We start from the raw sequence: 1,089 nt of genomic DNA, 5'->3' as shown, positions 1-1,089 counted from the left end.
GCCGGCTCGCGAACTGGCGCGCTGGGGGCGGGGCGGGGCGGCCAAGGGCGCGTGGCCGGTCGACAACATGGAAGGGCTGGCGCTCGTCCGCCGCGCCGGCAAGCCGCCTGTGCTCTATCTGGTCTCAGACGATAATTTCTCGGCGACGCAGCGCACGTTGCTGCTGCAACTGGAGATCATTTCGCCGCTGGTAGGGCCGGCTTCCGGGCAATGATCTTGATCTCGGTGATGCCGGTATCGGGCAGCAACCGGGAGACGCCGATCGCCGTCCACGCCGGGAAGGGCGGCTTGATATAGCGGTTCTTCACCGCCGCCATGGCATCGAGCTGAGTTTTCACATCGGTGTGGAAGCTGGTGATCTCCACCACATCGGCCCAGGTCACCCCGGCGCGGGCGAGGATCTTGTCGAGCCGCGCGAACGCCCGCTCATAGGCCGGGACCAGCGTGGTTTCCCCCGGCGCCACCCCGGCCACCACACCCGACAGATAGATGGTGTCGCCGGCAATGACCGCGTCGGCATAGCCATATTTTTCCTGAAAGGCGCGCTCGGCGGCGTTTTCCGCCATCAGCACGGTTTCGGGCGGCAGGGCCGCGGCCGGGGCGGCCACCGGCAACAAGAGGAGCAGGGGCAAGGCGCGCATCAGTCGTCTCCTCGATGCCACATCGACCAGAAATTGGGCGCATCGCCGTGCTGCCATTCGTTGCGCACGGCAAAGCCATGCGCCTGATAGAGGCCGACGTTGGATGGCGTGGCGGTTTCCAGATAGCAGGGCTGCCCGGCGGCGCGGGCCAGACCCTCGCGCAGCAGGGCGCCGCCCAGCCCCTGGCCCTGCGCGGCGGGTGCAACCCCGATGAACTGCAGATACCAGTGTGGGCGCCGATCATGCTGATGGTCCATGGCGCCCATCAGGCCCAGCGTGCGCGGCAGCGCGGTGCGGAACGTGCCGATCAGGCCCGGCAGGTTGGCGATCAAGCTGGTTGTGGGCAGCGCCCAGTGGCCGGGCGGCCGCCACAGCGCCGCGCCGATGATGGCGCCATCGCTGGCCAGCGCGACATGGGCCAGCGGCAGCCGGGCATCGGCGCGGGTGA

General features: G+C 68.9%; 3 protein-coding genes. 1 reads left to right on the top strand and 2 read right to left on the bottom strand.

Annotated features, from left to right (window positions below; translation table 11 throughout):
- The coding region (locus tag GJ693_RS17260) for an esterase-like activity of phytase family protein (protein WP_328598852.1) at positions 1–214 on the top strand (214 nt) is incomplete at its 5' end.
- Here GJ693_RS17260 and GJ693_RS16145 read toward each other — a convergent pair.
- Both GJ693_RS16145 and GJ693_RS16140 read right to left on the bottom strand, forming a co-directional pair.
- Positions 177–641, bottom strand: coding sequence for a Rid family hydrolase (locus GJ693_RS16145; RefSeq protein ID WP_197042303.1), 465 nt, complete (start codon positions 639–641; stop codon positions 177–179). The genes GJ693_RS17260 and GJ693_RS16145 overlap by 38 nt on opposite strands.
- Positions 641–1,089 (bottom strand): GNAT family N-acetyltransferase (locus GJ693_RS16140; RefSeq protein ID WP_156257238.1); only part of this gene is annotated, 449 nt, incomplete at its 5' end. The genes GJ693_RS16140 and GJ693_RS16145, both read right to left, overlap by 1 nt.

Source organism: Sandarakinorhabdus oryzae, from assembly GCF_009733735.1.
Lineage (GTDB): Bacteria > Pseudomonadota > Alphaproteobacteria > Sphingomonadales > Sphingomonadaceae > Sandarakinorhabdus > Sandarakinorhabdus oryzae.
This window is presented reverse-complemented; position numbering and strand designations above follow the sequence as displayed.